This is a genomic window from Hydrogenovibrio thermophilus (assembly GCF_004028275.1).
GTDB lineage: Bacteria > Pseudomonadota > Gammaproteobacteria > Thiomicrospirales > Thiomicrospiraceae > Hydrogenovibrio > Hydrogenovibrio thermophilus.
The window spans coordinates 167743-189363 of the sequence record NZ_CP035033.1 but is presented as its reverse complement, the minus strand read 5'-3'; the positions used below and the strand labels follow the sequence as shown (position 1 = coordinate 189363).

Genomic DNA, 21621 nt, shown 5'->3' with positions numbered 1-21621 from the left:
TTAACTCTGCATTGAGATCTGTTTCAGCGCGCTCAGTACGCCGTCATCACTTTGTTGGGGCACCACAAAAATTCGACCCCGCCAACCTTGTTCACGAATCGCACTTTCAATACGCTCACTGAACACAATAATATCTTGTAAAAACAACCAGGCCTGGGCGTTTTTCGGATGCGTTTCCCGGGAATCGGTCTCGGTTTCCGTGACCATCGCCACTAAATTCGACCAGGCCTGCAAACTGCTGGCCAGCACGACCGGATGCGCGACCGATTGAAATTTCGACCAGGCCTGGGCACAAAATGCGGCCGGGCGACGACGATAAATCAACCATTCTTCAACATCCGCTCCGGCGTTCTCCAAACCGGCCTTCAATGTCGGACGGCCGCCTTCGCCTTTCACGATAAGGCAACGTTGCCCCTGCAAATCCTGTAACGCTTCGGTGGCCAGTAAGTCCTCGCTGACAAACCGCTTGATGTCCAGAGAGGCTAACGGCCAACCTTGTGCCTGCAACGCCTGTTGCGTGGCCTGACCGATGGCGAAACACTGCGCCGATTCGCCAAACGGCGGCGACGCCAAGCCTTTCGCTTGAAACAATTGCTGCAACACCGACACCGCATTGCGGCTGACAAATACGATTTTATCAAACCGCTTAAAACAGGTGGCCGCGGACTCAGGAAGAGCTTGCGGTTCGATTTCGATGGTCGGGCACGCCAGCACCTCAACCCCGGCATGTTCCGCCAAACGCGTCAAATGCGCCGCTTGGTGCTGAGGCCGGGTGTTGAGCAGCGTCAACGCATCAGGCTTGACCATACACTTCTTGCAAGATGGCGCCGGCGCCTTGTGCCAGCAAATCTTCCGCCACGCCGACACCCAAGGTTTCCGGATCGGTTTGCGGCCCGGTAGCTTCGGCTCGAATAATTTCGGAACCGTCCAACGCACCGACTAGGCCGCGCAAATAAATCTCGTCGCCTTCCAACTCGGCGTACACACCGATCGGCACCTGACACCCACCTTCCAAACGGTGGTTCATGGCCCGTTCCGCACGGGTGCGGATTTCGGTGTCACGATGATTCAGCACTTGAATCAAGGCCAAAACATCGTCCTCTTTTTCAAAATATTCAATGCCCAAGGTGCCTTGCGACACGGCCGGCAAACAGGTTTCCGGCGCCAATTCGTGACGAATTCGCTCATCCAGTTCCAAACGTTTCAAACCCGAAGTGGCCAAAACGATGGCATCGTATTCACCGGCATCCAACTTGCCCAGACGCGTGCCGACATTGCCGCGCAAATCCTTGACCACCAAATCGGGACGAGCGGCCATCAACTGCGCTTTGCGACGCAGGCTGGACGTCCCCAAAACCGCACCCTGCGGTAAATCGTCAAAACGTTCATAATGATTGGACACAAAGGCATCGGTCGGTTCGTGACGCTCCAAAATGGCGCCCAACGCAAACCCTTCCGGCAATTCCATCGGCACGTCTTTCATCGAATGCACGGCGATATCGGCTTCCCCCGCAATCATGCGATCTTCCAGTTCCTTGGTGAACAGCCCTTTCCCGCCGATTTTCGCCAACGGCACGTCGAGAATCTTGTCGCCCTTGGTCGACATCGGCAGCAATTCCACGGTCAATCCGGGATGCGCCTTTTCGAGTTCGGCTTTGACAAATTCGGCCTGCCACATGGCCAGCGGGCTTTTTCGCGTTGCGATTCTGAGGGTTTTCTTCATGGATCCTTCCGAAAATTGAATATGAATGGTCGCACAACGTTTTCAATCGATTAATTTCCCTGAAAACAGTCTGTGTTTGTGCATGATTGTTCCCCATTTTACTCAAAATGACGGCCGTTTTTTCGATAAAATGGAGGTCTGAGTAAATGCCTGGCTTTGGCGAGGAAGGAGAAGCAATTTGAATTTGAAATTACTGGCCACAGCGCTGACGGCCATTCTGTTTCTGGCCGGCTGCGATAAAGCGGCCAATGCCTCCGGTTACGCCGCGAATTCGAAGCTGAAAGAACTGACCAACCTGCAAGAGCTGGCCGCTGAGGCACGGGAACGCAATCTGCCGATTATGCTGACCGTCGGGGCCGAATGGTGTGAATTCTGCCACATCCTGCGCGAAGAAGTGCTCGACCCCATGGCCTTGGGCGGTGATTATGACGGCAAAGTGGTGTTCATGCGCTATTTGAGCATCGACGAACACCAACCGATCCCCGACATGAACGGCCAACCGATTCGCAAAGATGAACTGGCACGTCGTTACAAGGCCGACCTGACGCCGACGGTGATTTTCATTGACGGTCAGGGGCAAAAAGTAGCCGCGAACATCGTCGGCATTGCCAATATCGAACTCTACACCACCTTGATTCATAAACATCTGAATCAGGCCTATGAAAAGATGGGTAACCCGTTACGCCTGGACGCCATGCCCGGACAATAGCCGCTTTAGCGACCTATTCGGCCCTTCTGATACCACCCGCCAAGCCGCCGAAAACGCGCAAAATCGGTGGGCGCCTCCACACCACGAGAGGCAGCGACCGTCGTGAGGCAAATTGAGTGCCGCAAGTGCGTTCAGAAATCTTTATAATAGGCGCCAAATACATTCAGAGATTTGAACCTTTAAAACGCATATCACAAAGAAAAGACTATGAGCAATCAACACAACCAAGAAAAACTGTCCAGTGCCCGTTTCAGTGAAGCCACCGACGCCTTCGTCGAAGAGTTCACCGCCTCGATTCAATTCGACAAACGCATGTACCGTCAGGACATCCAAGGGTCGATTGCTCATGCCACCATGTTATGCAAAGTCGGCCTGCTGACCGAACAGGAGCGGGAAGACATTATCCAGGGACTCGGACAGGTTCAGGCCGACATCGAAAGCGGCAAAATGGAATGGTCGATCAAGCAAGAAGACATTCACATGAATATCGAGGCGCGTTTGACCGACCTGATCGGCATCACCGGTAAGAAATTGCACACCGGCCGTTCCCGCAACGACCAGGTCGCCACCGACATCCGCCTTTATATCCGAGACGAGATTGACGCCATTCTGCCGGAAATGACGCGTTTACAACACGGCATCCTGTCTCTGGCGGAAAAAGAAGCCGACACCATTATGCCGGGCTTTACCCACTTGCAAACCGCCCAGCCGGTCACTTTCGGCCACCATATGATGGCTTGGTTTGAAATGGTCAAGCGCGACGTCGAACGTTTGGAAGACTGCCGCAAGCGCGTCAACACCATGCCGCTGGGCTCCGCGGCACTGGCCGGCACCACCTACCCGATTGACCGCGAGATGACCGCCGAATTGCTGGGCTTCGAACGGATTTCGCAAAATTCCTTGGACGGTGTCTCCGACCGCGATTTCGCCATCGAGTTCACGGCTTTTGCCGCCACCTTCCTCATGCATTTATCGCGCTTTTCGGAAGAACTAGTGCTGTGGTCGTCTGCGCAATTCAATTTCATCGATTTGCCGGACCGTTTCTGTACCGGTTCGTCCATCATGCCGCAAAAGAAGAACCCGGATGTACCGGAGCTGGTGCGCGGCAAAACCGGTCGCGTTTACGGCCACCTGATCAGCTTGCTGACGCTGATGAAGTCCCAACCGCTGGCGTACAACAAGGACAATCAGGAAGATAAGGAACCCTTGTTCGACACCGTCGATACCGTACGCGGCAGCTTGCGAGCGTTTGCCGACATGGTGCCGGCCATTATCGTCAATCGTGACGTGACCTATAAGGCGGCCAAACGCGGCTTCTCAACCGCCACCGATTTGGCGGATTATCTGGTCAATAAAGGGTTGCCGTTCCGCGATGCGCACGAAGTGGTCGGGCTGGCCGTGGCGCATGGTTTGAAAACCGGGCAGGATTTATCGGAAATGTCGCTGGAAACCTTGCAAGGCTTCCACGGCAGCATCACGGATGATGTCTTTGAGGTATTGACGTTGGAAGGATCGGTGTCGGCTCGAAGCCATTTGGGCGGCACGGCACCGGAACAGGTTAAGGCGGCGATTGCACGCGCCAAATCCGAACTCTAATGCGCCCACCCATAGCGGTTTTTCACGTCGCGGCTTTTCACGTCTTTTCGTCCCATACAAAAAAACGCCCAGGCCTGGGCGTTTTTCATATTTAGAATGGCTTGAAATAGAGGAACGTCAGTCGTCAAACTGAATCAATGAGCGGGCTTTCATACCGTTGTATTCGAAGCTGTTCAGGGCTTTCAAGTCCACCAGACAACCGATGCCGATCACTTCATAGCCGACTTTTTCACATAGTTTCATCGTGGCTTGCAAAGAGCCGCCGGTCGCGACCAGGTCATCGAATAAAAACACTTTTTTGCCATCGCCTTTTTGCATTTCCAGCTTATCGGAGCCGTATTCCAAACCGTACTCCATTGAAGAATGCACATTCGGCAATTTGCCCGGCTTGCGCACTTTGATAAAACCTTTATCGTGCTTGTAGGCCAGCGCGGAGGCGAAAATAAACCCGCGGGATTCGATGCCGACCAGATAATCGACTTCGGCCCATTCCGCTTCGGTAAAAAGGCCGGACATGGCGTCGATGGTTTCCTTGAAATGGGTTTTCAACAACGGTGAAATATCTTGAAACAAGATACCCTGCTTCGGGAAATCGGGCACGGCATCTAAGTATTGTGCAAGAGGGTGCTGGCTCATAATGACCTGTCTTCAGTAGGTTGGTTTTCAGTCTATTCGGCTTGATTTGACGTTATTTTTTAAAGTTATCTTACCGAGTTGTGAATTGGTAAAATAGGCTTATTGATTTGAACTTTTTGCATTATACAAGACTTTTTCCATGCCTTTAATCGAAAACGAATTCGAGCAAGCCTTGCTTCATGAGTTGCCGCCCCATGCCCGCGACATTGCGCTGGACTTCATGGGCACCTATTCATTGGGCGAACTCTTGATGGCTCTGCAAACCAATGAACCGGATAAAGAATTACTGCAACGCAAAAAAGTCCCGTCCAGCTACTGGGAACCCATCCTCAAAGCGACTTTATTGGCGAAATGCACCTACTTCATTCCCAACTCGGAATTTCGCCAGGAAGAGCGCTTATTTTTGATTAAAGCGGCCTGTATGAGTGCCGGTTATCCATTATCGTCTTACCGTTTGGCGGATGTGTTGGAAATCACCCATCACGAAATGCCGGTCTTGAATCAATGGTTGAAACGTCTGACGGCGGATTTAAAAGAGAACAGCGCTTTATTCAAAACCGGCGACAAGCCGAAAGCAACATCCGACACCGACCTTTGATGTCAGACCGCGCGGCGGGTTTCGGTCAGCAACCGACGGATATTTTGAGAGGCCATCTCATTGCCGTAGTGTGCCGCCATACCGAACCAGAAACGGGCCTGAACCACGTCGACATCCACCCCTTTGCCGTCCAGGTAACATTCACCCAACCGGTTCTGCGCCGCAAGATGACCGCGCATGGCGGCGTATTTATAAAGCTGATACGCTTTGGCTAAATTAACGTCGACGCCCCAGCCTTTTTCAAAAATATAGCCCAGATTGTAAGCGCCATAAGGGTTACCCTTTTCATAAGCCTGATAAAACATATTCATCGCTTTGATGTAAGACTGACGCACAACCTTACCTTTTTCATACATCAGCCCGAGGTTGTTTTCCGCTCGGGTATAGCCTCGGAAAGCGCAGGTTTCATAGAGATTAAAGGCCGATTCAACGTCGCCGGAAGCATCGTGCAATGTGGCCTTTTTGAACAACGCGTACAGATAATGCGAGTCGGCCAGCACCGCCAAACTGTCTTCCGGAAAGCCTTTAACGGTTTCCGGTTTTTGTTGACGGATTTCTTTCGGCACACTTTCATCTTTCAACCATTGTTGTAAATCGACCAGGCCTGGCCGATCTTTGGGCGATTTTTGCGTCATCCAGACAATCAATTGTCGCCAAAACACCGGCAACGCATTCAGCTTACGCGGCGTATGGAACGCATGGGCATACAATTGGTCGAAGTAATGCTCCACCTTATTCAGGCGATAAATGTGTTTGCCGGTCAAGGCAAAATACAGAACACACCCCAAAAGATAAATGTCGCCGGCGGCATCGTATTCACCGTTTAAACGCTCCGGCGGGCAATATTTTTGGTCGCCGAGCAGGACTTCGGTTTCAAACGACGACAAGGCGGGAATCGCGCCGCCCCAGTCGACCAGATAATAATGGTCTTTTCCGGCGATGATGTTTTCCGGGCGGATGCGCGTGTGCACAAACCCGACGCCGTGCACCTTATCAAGCGCGGAAACCATGTGTTCCAGAAGTTTTTTGGCTTCTTCCGGTGACAAAACGCCTTTTTTCTTAACAACGTCTTTTAAGCTTTTTTTACCGACAAAATCGAAAAACTTCAGGTAACTGAAGCCTTCCTTTCGGATTTCGTTGAACTTGGGAAAATCATCAGAAAATTTGTTGAGATAATGCAGCAGGTCTTTTTCGCGCTTCAGTGCATAGTGATTGTGAATGTCCGTCAACACCCGCACGGTTTGTTTGCTGTCTCCGCTTTCAGAAGTTTGCTTGGCGGTGAATACCGATAAGGAACCTTCTTCACAAAGCAACTTGATGTCCGATAAATCATCCTGAATGTAAATCGGATTTTTGACAGACCGGGTCTGAGACATAACAAACGAACCTACGCAGTTTTATGAAAATTCATATTATCAAAAAAATGAAACAACGAATTAAGTTTTTGCTGACAACCTAGTTCCTGACACTCGAATAAAAAAGGCACCTGACGGTGCCTTATCTCACTCATTTTGATAATCGATGTTCTGATCGTCAATTTGAATGTTCAAGTCGGTGTTCGTGTCGACATAAGTATCCAGCACTACCTGTGTCTGCTCACCGGTACTAGAGTCTCCGTCACCATCAGAATCGATATTGACTGTCGTGGTGCCGTCGCCATTATCAATCATATTCAGATAATTGCTTAGGTCGTCGGCATCCACCGGTGTATCGTCAATGACTTCGCTCAAGTCCAAGGTATCGTGTTCGATATCGAAGTTTTCGATTTCGACGCTTTGAGCCTCGTCATGGATGACAAAGTGCTCGGCTTCATTATCGTCACCGTATAGGAAGTGTACCTCGTCTTCATTGACCTCAGTGGTCGCCGTATCGCCACCGGCGGCTTCCGTCGCAGTGACCGCGGCATGCACATCCGACAGTTCCGATTCGGTCAATTCACGCGAAGACACCATAGTGACGTCATCGGCAATGGAACCGTCTTCTTGCAATTCAATACGATAGGTTCCGTCACCGTTATCGAACACACCCGTGCCTTGCAAGCTGACGGAATTGTCCGCAGGCAAACCGTTAATGGTGACATCCGATAAGGTTTCGGAACCGTCCTGATCGGTCAGACTCGCCGAGACGTCCAATGCATAGTGGTATGAAGTCGCTTCTCCAGAAGCGAAAGCACTGCTGTCACCGATGACCTCACCATCTCCAAACAGAATGTTTTCAAAACCGTTCACTTTCCAGCGTAAGCCATCGACATTATTTTGATAGTCCGCCAAGGAGTAATGGTCCAGAACCAAGGAATCGGTACCGGATTGACCGTAGATATAACCATTCAGTCGCCCACCAACAAACAGGTAATCGTTCCCGCTGCCCATATCGATGGTACCTTTAACTTCATCACCGATGTAGACTCGGTCATTGCCCTCACCGGCATTGATGTAGTCGGAATCATCGCCGATATTCAGTTCATCATCGCCCGCACCAAGTTCAATCGTACCCGTGGCATCGTCTCCAATGTGGACTTGATCGTTGCCGCTGCCGGCATTGATGTAATCGGCGTCCCCGCGGATATCCAGCTGATCGTTCCCGCCTTCCAATTCAATGGTCGCGTTGGCATCGTCACCGATCAGAACACGATCATCACCGTCGCCAGTGTTGATTCCGCCATTGTCATCGTTGCCGATGTAAACGGCATCGTCACCGCCTTCAGTTTCAATCCATTGGTTTGATTTATTCCCGATGTCGATTTGATCACTGTCGTCCGAGAAATTTCTCGAATGGTTGTAATTGTAAGTTGAGTAAGTCGGATTCGTAATGACATCCGATTTGCTATCAAACCCTTGCCAGACATTTTGGTTCGAAACCGGCTCCTGAACTTCAACCGCATCACCGATGTTCAATGACACGTTCGGCGCGGAAGCCTGATCGTCAACATTGACGTCAATGTTGACATTAAAGCTGACCGTCGCCCCATCTTCATCCTGCGCATTGACCGTAAAGGTTTTGACAACATCCGAATCAAATTCGGAAGCCGAAGCAGTGTAGGTATAGGTTCCGTTTGCAAAATCGACACTTAATTGACCATCGCCATCCAATGCAATGGTCTGTCCATTCGCAAAGTCGGATGCGGTGTAAGCCACACCTCCAACACTGATGGACGTAAAGGACACATCGCCTTCCTGATCCGTGACATTATCCGTCAGGTCACCGGTCACGGACAAAGTTGTTCCGGCAGGGGTTAATGCCTCATCCAGTTCGGATGCGTTTCGCACTTCAATGACCTCTGAAACATCGTTGCCGGCACCGGCTAAGGTTTCCAGATAAGACAAGTCCGAAATACCATCACCTAAGGCCACGACATTCAAGCTGTCCACATACTGGCCGACGAAAGCATTCCAACCATCTTGCGCCCACGAGCTCAAGTAATCGTAATCGCCATCGCCGGATCGTTCAGTTGTCGGTTCGCCATCGGAGATAAAGTAGGCGACGGTTTGATCCGCTTGCGGTTCGGAATAATTATGATATGTCTCGTACACCGCATCTTCATAGTTGGTGTAACCATTCGCATCCAAGCTTTCAATGACATTGATCGCTTCTTCCGCGGTCATCCAAACTTCACTTTGGGTATTGGTCTGCACTTCGCCAGACGAATTGAAGGTCACCAGTTTTACATTAACACTGCCTTGGCCATCATAAGCATTGATCATGTTTTCCAGTGCATCTTTCGCCAATTCTAGACGGTTATCGCTGTCCATACTGCCGGAGATATCCAACGCAATCACGACATTTGTCGTAATCGATGTTGTCGTACTTCCGTCTCCAGAACCGGGGTTCGATGAAGCGGCTTCAAAGTCCATCTCAACCGTTTCATCATGGGCCACCGGCACATCATTAACCGGCAAGACATTAACGGTTACTGTCGCGGTATCCGTCCCGCCATTTCCATCACTGATGGTGTAATCAAACGATGCTGCTCCAAAGAAGTCCGGTGCCGGTGTAAAGGTCACGGAACCATCTCCGTTTAACACCACCTGGCCGTTTTGGGCATTACTGACATCCGTAATGGACAAGCTATCGCCATCGGCGTCCGTATCATTCGCCAACAACTGCTCTGGCGCAATCTCCAAAGTATTATCTTCAGCGACAATCAGTCCATCTGACGCATTTTCTGAAGACAGTAGACTGGACGGATCCAACGTCGAATAAGTATGACCACCATCCGAGCTTAACTCAGGCTGGAAGACATAGCTGCCGCCTTGATCCCACCAAATCATATCAATGGAATGGTAACCGCTTTCCGTGATGGTGAAGGCGGCGTGCGTTTGAGTTGTCGAAGACTGGTTATAGTCGACTTCAGCCACCGCATTACCGTCAATCATGATCTGATAACCATCGTCGGCATTGACTTTAAAGTTGTAGGTGCCAGCTTCAAGATAAATCGATCCATACAAATGGATACCCGCATCTGACGTATTACCCGGATCGTTGCTCAAGCTATCAGCATCACTTCCCAGGAAAGTTTGCAGGTTGGTGCCACGCCCAACGTCGCCCGAACCATATTGGTAATCAATATTTTGGGCTTTAAAGGTCGCATCCGGCGTGTTGTTCTCAACCAACTCCCTAAACTGAGAAATATTGGACAACTGCGTATTGGTACCAAAGTATTCACCCTGTAGGCCAAAGAACAAAGAAGATGAAATCGCACCGTCATCCTGGGCATCCGGAGCGGTGTTTTCGATTAGATCGTACGTTCGACTGCCTTCGCTCTCCACTTGGTTACCATATGCATCCGAAGAAAGCACATTTGCAGTGATTGTCAAGTCGGCATCAGCGACCAAATCGCTTCCGCTGACATCAATACTCCAACGCCCATCGCTGCCAACTGTTGTGGAATATTCCTGATCATTGACGGTAACGGTCACTTCATCACCGGCTTGGATGTCTCCACCATTGGCGGTTCCTGAAATAGGGACCATTTGAGTACTTTCATCCGTGTCCACTGCGTTGTCCCCGGTCACGCTATCAATGGTGACCGTACCCGGCGTTGCTTCGGTATCAACACCATATACTTCCGTGGTACTGGCTGTGAAAGAATTACCGGCTGAATCTGTCGCAGTGACGACAGCTGTCAACTCCGGTATGATTTGATCGGTTTGAGCCAGGACAGAACCTGGAACATCAATGCTAAAGGTATAGAAACCTTGGTCATTTGTGTCACTGGAAACCGTACCTTCGGCAATCATTTCTCCATCCAAATACAATTTGATTGGATCACCAGGCTTCGCATCCCATTTAACATAACCGATTACTGGAATATTCTGTGAAAGTTCCGACGAACTGATCACATTGTCGGGCGAAATGGTCAATACATCGATATGTGCCCAGGCCTGGGTATCAACGGTATGCGTTGAATTTCCAGTGGTCGTCACGCTGTTACCGGCCGCATCGTTCGATACCACATTAACGTCAAAAGCCGTATCGCTGGCCAAATCAGCACCACTCACATCGACATGCCAATTTCCGTCGCCATCGACACTGGTTGAATAATCGGTTCCATTAATCGTCATGACGACCAGGTCACCCGAACTGATGTCACCACCCGTTGCCGTACCCGAAACGGTGATGATCTGACCACTTTCGGTTGCATTCACCACATCATCGTCGGTAATGCTGTTCACCGTCACCACACCGGCTTCGGCGACTGTATCGATTGTGACGGTTTGAGTCGTTACGGCTTCATTTCCATTCACATCGGTTGCCGTCACGGTTAACGTCTGCTCGCCATCCGGTAGCGCAGTGGTCGTTATAGAATAATTTCCATATTGGTCTGCCACACCCTGACCGACAACATTATCGGACGAATCTGTAATCACTACAGAGGCTCCTGATTCGGTCATCCCTGTAATCAAAGGCGTATTATCCTTCGTCAAATCGTCGGTAGAACTGTCACCTGTATCACTCGAAGCCGCTAAATCCGCTGTCACATCAATTTTATTTTGAAGTTCAAAATTTGTGTGCATAACAATATCATTAAAGTCTGCATCCCCTAAATTCAAATCTTCAATTGATATGGTCGTTCCGCCCTGTCCATCATTTTCCAAGATGAAATGATCTTTTCCATCTGGATTAAAAGACGGCGTATCATAGTAAACAGGTTGTGTCGCTTCAGCACCATCAATTAGCAATACAGGGGTATCGCCCGATACATCAAATGTAATCGTGCTATTTCCGCTAACGTCATTCGCCGCATTCGAAATGATAAAGAAACCGTACTCTTTACTTGGGTCCAAATCGGCCAAGTGAGTACCGCCTGTCATGCCATTTTGGTTATCAATAACAACTGTTCCCTCTCCGACCGGGAGACCATTTTCATCGACTTCAAAATAGCCAACAACATTATGGTAGCTGGCCGCTTCAGAAACATAGGTCAGATCATTGTTCAAACCTTCCACGTTAATGGTCAATGTTGCATCAGCTGTTGCCCCTTGATCGTCTGTAACCGTCACAGGAATAATAATCTGTTGTGTTTCACCCTGATCTAAATCGTCATAACTAGATGCATCAAAGGTATAAGAACCATCACTATTAAAAGTCAAACCTTCCACATCGGCAGTCGTGCTGAATGTTAGGTTCTCACCTAGCGGTAGATCCACATCCGTCGCATCCATTTGCCCCGTAATCACAGCGTCTTCATTTAACGTCACTGTGTCATCGACCGCTACCGGCATGTCGTTGTCTGGGGTGACCGTCAGGTTCACCGTCGCCGTATCCGTGCCGCCATTGCCGTCACTGACCGTGTAGGTGAAGCTGTCAGTTCCGTTGTAGTCCGCATTTGGCGTGTAGCTGAAGGTGCCATCGCCATTGTCCACTAAGGTGCCGTTCGCTGGCTGGGTGAAGCTGTCGATGCTCAGCGTATCACCATCGATATCGCTGTCGTTGCTCAGCATGTCCGCCGCACTGATCGTTAAGGCGGTGTCTTCTGTGGTGCTGGCGCTGTCATCGACCGCTACCGGCATGTCGTTGTCTGGGGTGACCGTCAGGTTCACCGTCGCCGTATCCGTGCCGCCATTGCCGTCACTGACCGTGTAGGTGAAGCTGTCAGTTCCGTTGTAGTCCGCATTTGGCGTGTAGCTGAAGGTGCCATCGCCATTGTCCACTAAGGTGCCGTTCGCTGGCTGGGTGAAGCTGTCGATGCTCAGCGTATCACCATCGATATCGCTGTCGTTGCTCAGCATGTCCGCCGCACTGATCGTTAAGGCGGTGTCTTCTGTGGTGCTGGCGCTGTCATCGACCGCTACCGGCATGTCGTTGTCTGGGGTGACCGTCAGGTTCACCGTCGCCGTATCCGTGCCGCCATTGCCGTCACTGACCGTGTAGGTGAAGCTGTCAGTTCCGTTGTAGTCCGCATTTGGCGTGTAGCTGAAGGTGCCATCGCCATTGTCCACTAAGGTGCCGTTCGCTGGCTGGGTGAAGCTGTCGATGCTCAGCGTATCACCATCGATATCGCTGTCGTTGCTCAGCATGTCCGCCGCACTGATCGTTAAGGCGGTGTCTTCTGTGGTGCTGGCGCTGTCATCGACCGCTACCGGCATGTCGTTGTCTGGGGTGACCGTCAGGTTCACCGTCGCCGTATCCGTGCCGCCATTGCCGTCACTGACCGTGTAGGTGAAGCTGTCAGTTCCGTTGTAGTCCGCATTTGGCGTGTAGCTGAAGGTGCCATCGCCATTGTCCACTAAGGTGCCGTTCGCTGGCTGGGTGAAGCTGTCGATGCTCAGCGTATCACCATCGATATCGCTGTCGTTGCTCAGCATGTCCGCCGCACTGATCGTTAAGGCGGTGTCTTCTGTGGTGCTGGCGCTGTCATCGACCGCTACCGGCATGTCGTTGTCTGGGGTGACCGTCAGGTTCACCGTCGCCGTATCCGTGCCGCCATTGCCGTCACTGACCGTGTAGGTGAAGCTGTCAGTTCCGTTGTAGTCCGCATTTGGCGTGTAGCTGAAGGTGCCATCGCCATTGTCCACTAAGGTGCCGTTCGCTGGCTGGGTGAAGCTGTCGATGCTCAGCGTATCACCATCGATATCGCTGTCGTTGCTCAGCATGTCCGCCGCACTGATCGTTAAGGCGGTGTCTTCTGTGGTGCTGGCGCTGTCATCGACCGCTACCGGCATGTCGTTGTCTGGGGTGACCGTCAGGTTCACCGTCGCCGTATCCGTGCCGCCATTGCCGTCACTGACCGTGTAGGTGAAGCTGTCAGTTCCGTTGTAGTCCGCATTTGGCGTGTAGCTGAAGGTGCCATCGCCATTGTCCACTAAGGTGCCGTTCGCTGGCTGGGTGAAGCTGTCGATGCTCAGCGTATCACCATCGATATCGCTGTCGTTGCTCAGCATGTCCGCCGCACTGATCGTTAAGGCGGTGTCTTCTGTGGTGCTGGCGCTGTCATCGACCGCTACCGGCATGTCGTTGTCTGGGGTGACCGTCAGGTTCACCGTCGCCGTATCCGTGCCGCCATTGCCGTCACTGACCGTGTAGGTGAAGCTGTCAGTTCCGTTGTAGTCCGCATTTGGCGTGTAGCTGAAGGTGCCATCGCCATTGTCCACTAAGGTGCCGTTCGCTGGCTGGGTGAAGCTGTCGATGCTCAGCGTATCACCATCGATATCGCTGTCGTTGCTCAGCATGTCCGCCGCACTGATCGTTAAGGCGGTGTCTTCTGTGGTGCTGGCGCTGTCATCGACCGCTACCGGCATGTCGTTGTCTGGGGTGACCGTCAGGTTCACCGTCGCCGTATCCGTGCCGCCATTGCCGTCACTGACCGTGTAGGTGAAGCTGTCAGTTCCGTTGTAGTCCGCATTTGGCGTGTAGCTGAAGGTGCCATCGCCATTGTCCACTAAGGTGCCGTTCGCTGGCTGGGTGAAGCTGTCGATGCTCAGCGTATCACCATCGATATCGCTGTCGTTGCTCAGCATGTCCGCCGCACTGATCGTTAAGGCGGTGTCTTCTGTGGTGCTGGCGCTGTCATCGACCGCTACCGGCATGTCGTTGTCTGGGGTGACCGTCAGGTTCACCGTCGCCGTATCCGTGCCGCCATTGCCGTCACTGACCGTGTAGGTGAAGCTGTCAGTTCCGTTGTAGTCCGCATTTGGCGTGTAGCTGAAGGTGCCATCGCCATTGTCCACTAAGGTGCCGTTCGCTGGCTGGGTGAAGCTGTCGATGCTCAGCGTATCACCATCGATATCGCTGTCGTTGCTCAGCATGTCCGCCGCACTGATCGTTAAGGCGGTGTCTTCTGTGGTGCTGGCGCTGTCATCGACCGCTACCGGCATGTCGTTGTCTGGGGTGACCGTCAGGTTCACCGTCGCCGTATCCGTGCCGCCATTGCCGTCACTGACCGTGTAGGTGAAGCTGTCAGTTCCGTTGTAGTCCGCATTTGGCGTGTAGCTGAAGGTGCCATCGCCATTGTCCACTAAGGTGCCGTTCGCTGGCTGGGTGAAGCTGTCGATGCTCAGCGTATCACCATCGATATCGCTGTCGTTGCTCAGCATGTCCGCCGCACTGATCGTTAAGGCGGTGTCTTCTGTGGTGCTGGCGCTGTCATCGACCGCTACCGGCATGTCGTTGTCTGGGGTGACCGTCAGGTTCACCGTCGCCGTATCCGTGCCGCCATTGCCGTCACTGACCGTGTAGGTGAAGCTGTCAGTTCCGTTGTAGTCCGCATTTGGCGTGTAGCTGAAGGTGCCATCGCCATTGTCCACTAAGGTGCCGTTCGCTGGCTGGGTGAAGCTGTCGATGCTCAGCGTATCACCATCGATATCGCTGTCGTTGCTCAGCATGTCCGCCGCACTGATCGTTAAGGCGGTGTCTTCTGTGGTGCTGGCGCTGTCATCGACCGCTACCGGCATGTCGTTGTCTGGGGTGACCGTCAGGTTCACCGTCGCCGTATCCGTGCCGCCATTGCCGTCACTGACCGTGTAGGTGAAGCTGTCAGTTCCGTTGTAGTCCGCATTTGGCGTGTAGCTGAAGGTGCCATCGCCATTGTCCACTAAGGTGCCGTTCGCTGGCTGGGTGAAGCTGTCGATGCTCAGCGTATCACCATCGATATCGCTGTCGTTGCTCAGCATGTCCGCCGCACTGATCGTTAAGGCGGTGTCTTCTGTGGTGCTGGCGCTGTCATCGACCGCTACCGGCATGTCGTTGTCTGGGGTGACCGTCAGGTTCACCGTCGCCGTATCCGTGCCGCCATTGCCGTCACTGACCGTGTAGGTGAAGCTGTCAGTTCCGTTGTAGTCCGCATTTGGCGTGTAAGCTGAAAGGTGCCATCGCCATTGTCCACTAAGGTGCCGTTCGCTGGCTGGGTGAAGCTGTCGATGCTCAGCGTATCACCATCGATATCGCTGTCGTTGCTCAGCATGTCCGCCGCACTGATCGTTAAGGCGGTGTCTTCTGTGGTGCTGGCGCTGTCATCGACCGCTACCGGCATGTCGTTGTCTGGGGTGACCGTCAGGTTCACCGTCGCCGTATCCGTGCCGCCATTGCCGTCACTGACCGTGTAGGTGAAGCTGTCAGTTCCGTTGTAGTCCGCATTTGGCGTGTAGCTGAAGGTGCCATCGCCATTGTCCACTAAGGTGCCGTTCGCTGGCTGGGTGAAAGCTGTCGATGCTCAGCGTATCACCATCGATATCGCTGTCGTTGCTCAGCATGTCCGCCGCACTGATCGTTAAGGCGGTGTCTTCTGTGGTGCTGGCGCTGTCATCGACCGCTACCGGCATGTCGTTGTCTGGGGTGACCGTCAGGTTCACCGTCGCCGTATCCGTGCCGCCATTGCCGTCACTGACCGTGTAGGTGAAGCTGTCAGTTCCGTTGTAGTCCGCATTTGGCGTGTAGCTGAAGGTGCCATCGCCATTGTCCACTAAGGTGCCGTTCGCTGGCTGGGTGAAGCTGTCGATGCTCAGCGTATCACCATCGATATCGCTGTCGTTGCTCAGCATGTCCGCCGCACTGATCGTTAAGGCGGTGTCTTCTGTGGTGCTGGCGCTGTCATCGACCGCTACCGGCATGTCGTTGTCTGGGGTGACCGTCAGGTTCACCGTCGCCGTATCCGTGCCGCCATTGCCGTCACTGACCGTGTAGGTGAAGCTGTCAGTTCCGTTGTAGTCCGCATTTGGCGTGTAGCTGAAGGTGCCATCGCCATTGTCCACTAAGGTGCCGTTCGCTGGCTGGGTGAAGCTGTCGATGCTCAGCGTATCACCATCGATATCGCTGTCGTTGCTCAGCATGTCCGCCGCACTGATCGTTAAGGCGGTGTCTTCTGTGGTGCTGGCGCTGTCATCGACCGCTACCGGCATGTCGTTGTCTGGGGTGACCGTCAGGTTCACCGTCGCCGTATCCGTGCCGCCATTGCCGTCACTGACCGTGTAGGTGAAGCTGTCAGTTCCGTTGTAGTCCGCATTTGGCGTGTAGCTGAAGGTGCCATCGCCATTGTCCACTAAGGTGCCGTTCGCTGGCTGGGTGAAGCTGTCGATGCTCAGCGTATCACCATCGATATCGCTGTCGTTGCTCAGCATGTCCGCCGCACTGATCGTTAAAGGCGGTGTCTTCTGTGGTGCTGGCGCTGTCATCGACCGCTACCGGCATGTCGTTGTCTGGGGTGACCGTCAGGTTCACCGTCGCCGTATCCGTGCCGCCATTGCCGTCACTGACCGTGTAGGTGAAGCTGTCAGTTCCGTTGTAGTCCGCATTTGGCGTGTAGCTGAAGGTGCCATCGCCATTGTCCACTAAGGTGCCGTTCGCTGGCTGGGTGAAGCTGTCGATGCTCAGCGTATCACCATCGATATCGCTGTCGTTGCTCAGCATGTCCGCCGCACTGATCGTTAAGGCGGTGTCTTCTGTGGTGCTGGCGCTGTCATCGACCGCTACCGGCATGTCGTTGTCTGGGGTGACCGTCAGGTTCACCGTCGCCGTATCCGTGCCGCCATTGCCGTCACTGACCGTGTAGGTGAAGCTGTCAGTTCCGTTGTAGTCCGCATTTGGCGTGTAGCTGAAGGTGCCATCGCCATTGTCCACTAAGGTGCCGTTCGCTGGCTGGGTGAAGCTGTCGATGCTCAGCGTATCACCATCGATATCGCTGTCGTTGCTCAGCATGTCCGCCGCACTGATCGTTAAGGCGGTGTCTTCTGTGGTGCTGGCGCTGTCATCGACCGCTACCGGCATGTCGTTGTCTGGGGTGACCGTCAGGTTCACCGTCGCCGTATCCGTGCCGCCATTGCCGTCACTGACCGTGTAGGTGAAGCTGTCAGTTCCGTTGTAGTCCGCATTTGGCGTGTAGCTGAAGGTGCCATCGCCATTGTCCACTAAGGTGCCGTTCGCTGGCTGGGTGAAGCTGTCGATGCTCAGCGTATCACCATCGATATCGCTGTCGTTGCTCAGCATGTCCGCCGCACTGATCGTTAAGGCGGTGTCTTCTGTGGTGCTGGCGCTGTCATCGACCGCTACCGGCATGTCGTTGTCTGGGGTGACCGTCAGGTTCACCGTCGCCGTATCCGTGCCGCCATTGCCGTCACTGACCGTGTAGGTGAAGCTGTCAGTTCCGTTGTAGTCCGCATTTGGCGTGTAGCTGAAGGTGCCATCGCCATTGTCCACTAAGGTGCCGTTCGCTGGCTGGGTGAAGCTGTCGATGCTCAGCGTATCACCATCGATATCGCTGTCGTTGCTCAGCATGTCCGCCGCACTGATCGTTAAGGCGGTGTCTTCTGTGGTGCTGGCGCTGTCATCGACCGCTACCGGCATGTCGTTGTCTGGGGTGACCGTCAGGTTCACCGTCGCCGTATCCGTGCCGCCATTGCCGTCACTGACCGTGTAGGTGAAGCTGTCAGTTCCGTTGTAGTCCGCATTTGGCGTGTAGCTGAAGGTGCCATCGCCATTGTCCACTAAGGTGCCGTTCGCTGGCTGGGTGAAGCTGTCGATGCTCAGCGTATCACCATCGATATCGCTGTCGTTGCTCAGCATGTCCGCCGCACTGATCGTTAAGGCGGTGTCTTCTGTGGTGCTGGCGCTGTCATCGACCGCTACCGGCATGTCGTTGTCTGGGGTGACCGTCAGGTTCACCGTCGCCGTATCCGTGCCGCCATTGCCGTCACTGACCGTGTAGGTGAAGCTGTCAGTTCCGTTGTAGTCCGCATTTGGCGTGTAGCTGAAGGTGCCATCGCCATTGTCCACTAAGGTGCCGTTCGCTGGCTGGGTGAAGCTGTCGATGCTCAGCGTATCACCATCGATATCGCTGTCGTTGCTCAGCATGTCCGCCGCACTGATCGTTAAGGCGGTGTCTTCTGTGGTGCTGGCGCTGTCATCGACCGCTACCGGCATGTCGTTGTCTGGGGTGACCGTCAGGTTCACCGTCGCCGTATCCGTGCCGCCATTGCCGTCACTGACCGTGTAGGTGAAGCTGTCAGTTCCGTTGTAGTCCGCATTTGGCGTGTAGCTGAAGGTGCCATCGCCATTGTCCACTAAGGTGCCGTTCGCTGGCTGGGTGAAGCTGTCGATGCTCAGCGTATCACCATCGATATCGCTGTCGTTGCTCAGCATGTCCGCCGCACTGATCGTTAAGGCGGTGTCTTCTGTGGTGCTGGCGCTGTCATCGACCGCTACCGGCATGTCGTTGTCTGGGGTGACCGTCAGGTTCACCGTCGCCGTATCCGTGCCGCCATTGCCGTCACTGACCGTGTAGGTGAAGCTGTCAGTTCCGTTGTAGTCCGCATTTGGCGTGTAGCTGAAGGTGCCATCGCCATTGTCCACTAAGGTGCCGTTCGCTGGCTGGGTGAAGCTGTCGATGCTCAGCGTATCACCATCGATATCGCTGTCGTTGCTCAGCATGTCCGCCGCACTGATCGTTAAGGCGGTGTCTTCTGTGGTGCTGGCGCTGTCATCGACCGCTACCGGCATGTCGTTGTCTGGGGTGACCGTCAGGTTCACCGTCGCCGTATCCGTGCCGCCATTGCCGTCACTGACCGTGTAGGTGAAGCTGTCAGTTCCGTTGTAGTCCGCATTTGGCGTGTAGCTGAAGGTGCCATCGCCATTGTCCACTAAGGTGCCGTTCGCTGGCTGGGTGAAGCTGTCGATGCTCAGCGTATCACCATCGATATCGCTGTCGTTGCTCAGCATGTCCGCCGCACTGATCGTTAAGGCGGTGTCTTCTGTGGTGCTGGCGCTGTCATCGACCGCTACCGGCATGTCGTTGTCTGGGGTGACCGTCAGGTTCACCGTCGCCGTATCCGTGCCGCCATTGCCGTCACTGACCGTGTAGGTGAAGCTGTCAGTTCCGTTGTAGTCCGCATTTGGCGTGTAAGCTGAAAGGTGCCATCGCCATTGTCCACTAAGGTGCCGTTCGCTGGCTGGGTGAAGCTGTCGATGCTCAGCGTATCACCATCGATATCGCTGTCGTTGCTCAGCATGTCCGCCGCACTGATCGTTAAGGCGGTGTCTTCTGTGGTGCTGGCGCTGTCATCGACCGCTACCGGCATGTCGTTGTCTGGGGTGACCGTCAGGTTCACCGTCGCCGTATCCGTGCCGCCATTGCCGTCACTGACCGTGTAGGTGAAGCTGTCAGTTCCGTTGTAGTCCGCATTTGGCGTGTAGCTGAAGGTGCCATCGCCATTGTCCACTAAGGTGCCGTTCGCTGGCTGGGTGAAGCTGTCGATGCTCAGCGTATCACCATCGATATCGCTGTCGTTGCTCAGCATGTCCGCCGCACTGATCGTTAAGGCGGTGTCTTCTGTGGTGCTGGCGCTGTCATCGACCGCTACCGGCATGTCGTTGTCTGGGGTGACCGTCAGGTTCACCGTCGCCGTATCCGTGCCGCCATTGCCGTCACTGACCGTGTAGGTGAAGCTGTCAGTTCCGTTGTAGTCCGCATTTGGCGTGTAGCTGAAGGTGCCATCGCCATTGTCCACTAAGGTGCCGTTCGCTGGCTGGGTGAAGCTGTCGATGCTCAGCGTATCACCATCGATATCGCTGTCGTTGCTCAGCATGTCCGCCGCACTGATCGTTAAGGCGGTGTCTTCTGTGGTGCTGGCGCTGTCATCGACCGCTACTGGAACGGCATTGATTAATGCGCTGTCTTGCCCCGTATTAGAAACGTTTCCAAACTGATCTTTTAAAACCGCTTCGACGGTAATATTTTCGCCTTCTCCGGGGTTAGCGAAACTGGTCAAGACCTGACCATTGGCAATATCGGAGGATGTCAACACGATATCCGCACTGGAAACCCCATCTGAAACGGAGATGGTATCACCGGCCACTGCTCCATTTGGCAGACCAATAGCAACATTAATATCACCACTGAGCTCTGCTGTCGTAATGCGTCCATCATTGTCAGCATCTTCTGTAATGGTGACCACCGGCGCACTGTTATCGGAACCGGCCTGCGTATCCACAAAGTAAAACTCCGTAGAAGTCGCTGTCCCTTGCATACCATTATTATCGGTGACCGTAGCGGAAGCTTCGATTCTGTGATCGCTATCGGCGGTAAATTCGGAACCTGGAATATCGATGGCATAGTTTCCATTACCGTCAATCACGCCGTAATATTCATTTCCGTTGACGGTTAGTGTGATGTTTCCAGATGCGATATTGGGTGCAGCAACGCTCCCTGTCACAGTAATAATGCCGCTCGCTTCTGTCATATTCACAACGGAGTCAGACGTAATTCTGTCGATATCGAGAATAACCGGCACTTCATAAGTATTATCGGTAGCCGCCTCACGGAACGACACGCCTGTCGTTTCCTGACCGGTTGTTTGAGTATCAAATCCGGATGTGACGTCCCCAGTCACCAGTTCATGCTGAACAATGTCGGCTTCCTGGCTGGATGAACTGATGCCGGTTTCCTCACCGGCCGCCGTCTCTTCAATGTCATCAAAGTTGCCGGCCAATACTTTCTCGATGACCTGCTGAACGTCTTCATCCGTGGCTTGAGCGTCTTCAATCGCCGCAATTCCGGTGACGTCTTCGTCCAGTTTCAGCGTGGTGTTACGCCCTAACGACAGGGTTTGCCCATTCGCCAGATTGATAAGGACGGCGCCTTGCGGGCCGGTCTGAATAATTTGATTGGCGGCAAGCTGCATCCCTTCTGACACAGGTGTGTTCTGCCCACCGTCGCTTTGTTGAATGACAACGTTGCCTTCCACAGACTCCACCACACCCACGATGCTCGTCAAATTTTGTTCAGCCATAGCGCAAATCCTTGATGATTTTTGTTTCTATATATATTTTTCTGACCATAGAGTAAGCGATTTAAGCCGGAAAACATACTGTACCTAGGGTCATATTTATCCAAATATGTTAATTTCCTAACGAAACAAATACTTACTGGACTTT

The 21621-nt window shown here is 53.3% G+C and carries 10 protein-coding genes and 2 pseudogenes; 3 read left to right on the top strand and 9 right to left on the bottom strand.

Features of this window, described 5'->3' with window-relative positions; translation table 11 throughout:
• Both EPV75_RS00795 and hemC read right to left on the bottom strand, forming a co-directional pair.
• The gene (locus tag EPV75_RS00795; RefSeq protein ID WP_128384149.1) at positions 1 to 807 is read right to left on the bottom strand and encodes a uroporphyrinogen-III synthase; all 807 of its coding nucleotides are present in this window, start codon (positions 805 to 807) and stop codon (positions 1 to 3) included.
• Positions 794 to 1723, bottom strand: coding sequence for a hydroxymethylbilane synthase (hemC, locus tag EPV75_RS00790; protein WP_127120332.1), 930 nt, complete (start codon positions 1721 to 1723; stop codon positions 794 to 796). The genes EPV75_RS00795 and hemC overlap by 14 nt, the downstream gene beginning before the upstream one ends.
• 178 nt (positions 1724 to 1901) lie before the next feature.
• Between hemC and EPV75_RS00785 the strand changes: the two genes are divergently transcribed.
• Both EPV75_RS00785 and argH read left to right on the top strand, forming a co-directional pair.
• A complete protein-coding gene (locus EPV75_RS00785; RefSeq protein ID WP_225972349.1) occupies positions 1902 to 2432 on the top strand; it encodes a thioredoxin family protein in 531 nt (176 codons plus the stop codon).
• A 207-nt stretch (positions 2433 to 2639) separates the two neighbouring features.
• Positions 2640 to 4028: an argininosuccinate lyase gene (gene argH, locus EPV75_RS00780; RefSeq protein WP_128384148.1), complete on the top strand. Its 1389-nt coding sequence runs from the start codon at positions 2640 to 2642 to the stop codon at positions 4026 to 4028.
• A gap of 117 nt (positions 4029 to 4145) precedes the next feature.
• Here the strand turns inward: argH and EPV75_RS00775 are convergent, their stop codons facing one another.
• Entirely contained in the window at positions 4146 to 4664 is a 519-nt protein-coding gene (locus tag EPV75_RS00775; protein ID WP_029939369.1) for an adenine phosphoribosyltransferase, read from the bottom strand.
• Between the two features lie 139 nt (positions 4665 to 4803).
• Between EPV75_RS00775 and EPV75_RS00770 the strand changes: the two genes are divergently transcribed.
• Complete coding sequence (locus EPV75_RS00770; protein WP_128384147.1) at positions 4804 to 5262, top strand: hypothetical protein; 459 nt, start codon at positions 4804 to 4806, stop codon at positions 5260 to 5262.
• 2 nt (positions 5263 to 5264) lie between these two features.
• On the opposite strand, the gene EPV75_RS00765 is transcribed toward EPV75_RS00770, so the two are convergent.
• The 6 genes and pseudogenes from EPV75_RS00765 to EPV75_RS12360 all read right to left on the bottom strand — a co-directional run.
• A complete protein-coding gene (locus EPV75_RS00765; RefSeq protein ID WP_127120335.1) occupies positions 5265 to 6638 on the bottom strand; it encodes a Sel1-like repeat-containing protein kinase family protein in 1374 nt (457 codons plus the stop codon).
• Between the two features lie 126 nt (positions 6639 to 6764).
• On the bottom strand, positions 6765 to 15470 hold the full coding sequence (locus tag EPV75_RS12380; RefSeq protein ID WP_128384146.1) for a cadherin-like domain-containing protein: 8706 nt from the start codon (positions 15468 to 15470) through the stop codon (positions 6765 to 6767).
• Positions 15471 to 15556: 86 nt separating this feature from the next.
• Positions 15557 to 15871: pseudogene (locus EPV75_RS12375) on the bottom strand (cadherin-like domain-containing protein); the annotation flags it as partial.
• Positions 15813 to 16868 carry a cadherin-like domain-containing protein gene (locus EPV75_RS12370; RefSeq protein ID WP_128384144.1) on the bottom strand — a complete coding sequence of 352 codons (1056 nt, stop codon included), beginning with the start codon at positions 16866 to 16868 and terminating at the stop codon, positions 15813 to 15815. The gene EPV75_RS12370 and the pseudogene EPV75_RS12375, both read right to left, overlap by 59 nt.
• Entirely contained in the window at positions 16783 to 19506 is a 2724-nt protein-coding gene (locus EPV75_RS12365) for a cadherin-like domain-containing protein (RefSeq protein WP_128384143.1), read from the bottom strand. The genes EPV75_RS12370 and EPV75_RS12365 overlap by 86 nt, the downstream gene beginning before the upstream one ends.
• Before the next feature lie 89 nt (positions 19507 to 19595).
• Positions 19596 to 21476: pseudogene (locus EPV75_RS12360) on the bottom strand (retention module-containing protein); the annotation flags it as partial.
• Positions 21477 to 21621 lie beyond the last annotated feature (145 nt).

Coding starts and splice junctions, on each gene's coding strand:
- EPV75_RS00795 (WP_128384149.1), bottom strand. CDS start 807: ATGGTCAAGCCTGATGCGTTGACGCTGCTCAACACCCGGCCTCAGCAC.
- hemC (WP_127120332.1), bottom strand. CDS start 1,723: ATGAAGAAAACCCTCAGAATCGCAACGCGAAAAAGCCCGCTGGCCATG.
- argH (WP_128384148.1), top strand. CDS start 2,640: ATGAGCAATCAACACAACCAAGAAAAACTGTCCAGTGCCCGTTTCAGT.
- EPV75_RS00775 (WP_029939369.1), bottom strand. CDS start 4,664: ATGAGCCAGCACCCTCTTGCACAATACTTAGATGCCGTGCCCGATTTC.
- EPV75_RS00770 (WP_128384147.1), top strand. CDS start 4,804: ATGCCTTTAATCGAAAACGAATTCGAGCAAGCCTTGCTTCATGAGTTG.
- EPV75_RS00765 (WP_127120335.1), bottom strand. CDS start 6,638: ATGTCTCAGACCCGGTCTGTCAAAAATCCGATTTACATTCAGGATGAT.
- EPV75_RS12370 (WP_128384144.1), bottom strand. CDS start 16,868: ATGACAGCGCCAGCACCACAGAAGACACCGCCTTTAACGATCAGTGCG.